Origin of the sequence: Methylobrevis pamukkalensis (genome assembly GCF_001720135.1) — a bacterium.
Classification (GTDB): Bacteria; Pseudomonadota; Alphaproteobacteria; order Rhizobiales; family Pleomorphomonadaceae; genus Methylobrevis; species Methylobrevis pamukkalensis.
This window is the reverse complement of record NZ_MCRJ01000193.1, coordinates 1-4242: the sequence shown is the minus strand read 5'-3', so window position 1 is coordinate 4242 and position 4242 is coordinate 1. Positions and strand designations below refer to the sequence as shown.

The 4242-nt window shown below is 68.7% G+C and carries 6 protein-coding genes and 1 pseudogene; all 7 read left to right on the top strand.

Features of this window, described 5'->3' with window-relative positions; genetic code table 11:
- The first annotated feature begins 17 nt into the window (after positions 1–17).
- Entirely contained in the window at positions 18–557 is a 540-nt protein-coding gene (locus tag A6302_RS19480) for a hypothetical protein (protein WP_069308419.1), read from the top strand.
- Entirely contained in the window at positions 554–754 is a 201-nt protein-coding gene (locus tag A6302_RS19475) for a hypothetical protein (protein WP_069308418.1), read from the top strand. The genes A6302_RS19480 and A6302_RS19475 overlap by 4 nt, the downstream gene beginning before the upstream one ends.
- A complete protein-coding gene (locus tag A6302_RS19470; RefSeq protein WP_069308417.1) occupies positions 747–1127 on the top strand; it encodes a DUF6362 family protein in 381 nt (126 codons plus the stop codon). The genes A6302_RS19475 and A6302_RS19470 overlap by 8 nt, the downstream gene beginning before the upstream one ends.
- A gap of 414 nt (positions 1128–1541) precedes the next feature.
- Positions 1542–2918, top strand: a complete 1377-nt coding sequence (locus A6302_RS19465) for a site-specific DNA-methyltransferase (protein ID WP_069308416.1) — start codon at positions 1542–1544, stop codon at positions 2916–2918.
- Position 2919: 1 nt separating this feature from the next.
- Positions 2920–3426, top strand: a pseudogene (locus A6302_RS24955) (DNA cytosine methyltransferase); the annotation flags it as partial.
- A gap of 205 nt (positions 3427–3631) precedes the next feature.
- On the top strand, positions 3632–4114 hold the full coding sequence (locus A6302_RS24950; RefSeq protein ID WP_069308414.1) for a hypothetical protein: 483 nt from the start codon (positions 3632–3634) through the stop codon (positions 4112–4114).
- Positions 4111–4242 (top strand): DUF7220 family protein (locus tag A6302_RS26340; protein ID WP_425349181.1); only part of this gene is annotated, 132 nt, incomplete at its 3' end. The genes A6302_RS24950 and A6302_RS26340, both read left to right, overlap by 4 nt.

Below are 4242 nucleotides of genomic sequence, written 5' to 3'. Positions count from 1 at the left end.
GGCAAAGGAGACCCATCATGGCTCAGCCGACTCTGATCCCGAATTGCGACGGCGCAAGGTTTGAATCGCTGCCGCTCGACGCCCCCCGCAACCGCTGCATCCTCGCGCTCGACCTCGGCACCTCGACCGGCTGGGCGATCCGCGGCCATGACGGCCTGATCACCAGCGGCACCGTCTCGCTGCGCCCGGGCCGCTTCGACGGCGGTGGCATGCGCTACCTGCGTTTCACCAACTGGCTGACCGAGGTCGACCGGCTGTCCGGACCAATCGCGGCCATCTGGTTCGAGGAAGTCCGCCGCCACGCGGGCACCGACGCGAGCCACATCTACGGTGGGCTCATGGCCACGCTGACCGCATGGGCAGAGCTTCGGGGCGTGCCCTACGAGGGCGTCCCGGTCGGCACGATCAAGCGCCACGCCGCTGGCAAGGGCAACGCCGACAAGGCCGCCATGGTCGCCGCCGTCCGCGCCCGCGGCTTCAGCCCGGCCGACGACAACGAGGCCGACGCCATCGCCATCCTGCTGTGGGCGATCGAAACGAACGGGGGTGTCGCATGAGGTGGCATCCCCACGGCTACGGCGGCCGACGCCGGGATCCCGAACAGGTCAAGCGCGAGGGCTGGCAGGAACAGGGCGTCCTCGCGGTCTCGGCCGATGACGACCGCCTCACCTGGCCCGAGCGTGAACTGGTCCGCCAGCTGGGCGAGAAGCTCTACGGCCCGCGCTCCTCCGACAGGGAGGCGCGCCATGGCTGATCGCGAATGGACCGCCGACTGCGTCGCCGATCATTTCGAGGAGGCGTTCCGCACCCTGCGCAAGCTGCCTCCGGTGAAGGCGCAGGGCTATTTCAACGTCTGGCCCGAGGTCGTTCGGACCCGGCAGGAGATCGCAGCGATGGAACCGCAGCCGATGCGGGTCTGGCCCTCCGCCGCCGCGATCACTCGACTGGAGCAGACCTCGGACTGGGTACTCTGGATCGGCGTGGAGGAGCGCAAGCTGGTCTGGTCCCGCGCGGCCCGTGTGCCGTGGAAGCAGATCAGCGGCGAGCTGGGCTGCGATCGCACGACGGCCTGGCGTCGCTGGCAGCTGGCGCTGACCAAGATCGCTGCGCGCCTGAATGCGCAGTGACTCCAATGTGTTGCAACACTTTTCCCTTCGACATCTGCAACATGATCGTGCTATTCCGAAGGCAAGATGGGGAGAGTGCGCTGGAAAGCTCGCTCTCCCAATTGCGTTGACGGGGCCCTTCTGGACCCGACATCCAGCGGGGGTCCGGCCGGGGTCCACCCAAGGCAGTTTCCGGTTCCTTCCTGGCGATATTCGTATGCTGGCGGGCGAAGCGCGGGACATCGCCAGCGACAGGGCCGGATTTTTGGGAAGCCGCCCGGAAGCCGGACCCGCTCACGCTTCGCGCAAACACCAATGAACGCTGGCCTTCCGACCGGACACCGCTGTTCGCCGCTGGACCCCGCGTGGAGTCCGGCGCGGCATCCGGAGTCCGGAAGCTACCGGCATCCACCCGACCGAGGAACCTTGCCTACCATGACGCTGAGCTTCGCCCCGGACGCGATCGAGTCGTGGCCGCTGTCGCGCCTGCAGCCCTACGCGAAGAACGCGAAGGCCCATGGCGCGGACCAGGTCGCCAAGATCGCCGCCAGCATGGCCGAGTTCGGCTGGACCGTGCCCTGCCTCGTGGCTGAGGACGGGGAGCTGATCGCGGGCCACGGGCGCGTGCTCGCCGCGACGCAGCTCGGGCTGACTGAAGCGCCGGTGATCGTGCTGGAGCATCTGACCGATGCGCAGCGCCGGGCTTATCGGATCGCGGACAACAAGCTGACCGAACTCGGCAGCTGGGACGAGGCGCTGCTGTCGGCCGAACTGAACGACCTGCTGGCCGAGGATTTCGACCTGTCGCTGGTGGGCTTGTCCGACGGCGAACTCGACAAGCTGCTGGCCTTTGTGCCGGAGGGGGACGGGGAAGAAGGTGGCGCCGGGGGCTCCGTGCCGCCGGTGACCATCCCCGAACCACCGCGCAATCCGGCTTCGCGGGCGGGCGATCTGTGGATCCTCGGCGACCACCGTCTGCTCTGCGGTGACAGCACCAGCGCGGCCGACGTGCGCCGCCTGATGAACGGCGAGCGGGCGATCCTGTTCGCCACCGACCCGCCGTATCTGGTGGACTATGACGGCTCGAACCATCCGACGCGGAACAAGGACTGGTCGCAGTCCTACGGCGTCACCTGGGACGACAGCTCGCAGGGTGCGGAACTCTACGACGGTTTCATCGCCGCCGCCGTCGCCGAGGCGATCACCGAGGACGCCGCCTGGTACTGCTGGCACGCTTCGCGCCGCCAGGCGATGCTGGAGGCTTGCTGGGAAAAGGCCGGGGCCTTCGTCCATCAACAGATCATCTGGGTGAAGGACCGCGGCGTCCTGACCCGGTCGCACTACCTCTGGAAGCACGAGCCCTGCTTCATGGGCTGGCGCCGCCCGAACCGCCCGCCGAAGGTGGCCGAGGAAACGCTGCCCTCGACATGGGCGCTGCCCAGCTTCGCCAAGGACGACCGGCCCGACCACCCGACGCCGAAACCGCTCGACGCCTTCGGCATCCCGATGCGCCAGCACGTCGCGCGCGGCGGCCTCTGCTACGAGCCTTTCTCGGGCTCGGGCTCGCAGATCATGGCGGGCGAGGCCAACGGCCGCCGTGTGTTCGCGATGGAGATCAGCGCGGCCTATGTCGATGTCGCCGTCGAACGTTGGCAGGCCGAGACCGGCCGCGACGCGATCCTCGACGGCGACGGCCGGACCTTCGCGCAGGTGAGGACGGAGCGGCTGGGCGACGACGCCGAACCACCGGCCGAGACGCCGGACACGTACGCCGCCCCCGAACCCGCGCGAAAGTGCAGGTCCGCCGCGTGACATGCATGCCCTGGCTTTACCTTCCTCCGGAGACGCTTCCGGAGCCGAAGACGCATGCCTCTTCGGCCTCTCCCTCTGCTCCGGCGCAGGCGGGCTCGACCTCGGGCTCACCATCGCCATCCCCGGATATCGTGCTGTGGGCCATGTCGAACGGGAAACCTACGCCGCAGCCACTCTCGTGGCGCGGATGGAAGACACGTCCCTGGATCAGGCTGTTGTCTGGGACGACGTTGCCACCTTCGACGGCCGCCCGTGGCGCGGCGCGGTGGACATCGTCACTGCGGGCTATCCGTGCCAGCCGTTCTCCGTCGCGGGCAAACGCCGGGGCGCGGACGACCCGCGCCACCTCTGGCCGCATGTCGCCCGCATCATCGGCGAAATCAAGCCGCCCTTCGTCTTCCTCGAGAATGTCGCCCATCATCTCCGCCTCGGCTTCCCCGAAGTCGCCAGCGGACTGGTCGGCATGGGCTACCGCCTTGCGGCAGGCCTCTTCACGGCGGCGGAAGTCGGCGCGCCCCACAAGCGCGAGCGGCTCTTCATCCTCGCCATCCGCGACGGGGACGACCTGGCCGACCCCGCGCGCCTGCTCTGGAACCCGGTCGAGTGGCGGGAACCGGACGGAATTGCTGCGCCTCTGGCCGACGCCGAGGGCCAGCGCCAACGAGAACCGGCAGACGAAGCCGACGCCATCGCAGGAAGCGGGCCAGCACGGCATGAACCTCGCGACGACGGCCGCGATGTGGCCGACGCCGCAGACGGACAGCTTTCGCAGCCGGGGCGGAGATCGGAAGCACGAGAAGGGTCTGGACGGCATGGCGCGGGACTGGCCGACGCCAATGGCGAACGACGGCTGCAAGCCGAGCGCTGGCAACCGCAAGACAGCCGATCTGACCCATGCCAGCCGCATGTGGATGACGCCGACGGCCCGCGATCACAAGGATGGCGCGACGACGTTGGCGAACACACCGGTGAACGGCCTGCTTGGCCGCCAGGTCCTGGTGACGCCAATGGCTGGGAGCGATACCTCCGAGCAGCGCCGGACCTTGAACCCGCTGTTCGTCGAGGCGCTGATGGGCTGGCCCACCGGGTGGACCGGCTTCGCCTCTGTGGCAACGGCGTGGTCCCCCTGGTTGCGGCGCATGCGCTGCGAACTCTGGCGGCTGAACTGCTGGCCGCTGGATGAGGCAGCGGCATGAAGCAGTCCCGCCTCATGTCGCTGGTCGAATCCGTCGCCAACGTGATCGTCGGCTACGGCGTTGCGGTCGTCACGCAGATCCTGATCTTCCCGGTCTTCGGGCTGCACACGACGCTGGCGCAAAACCTG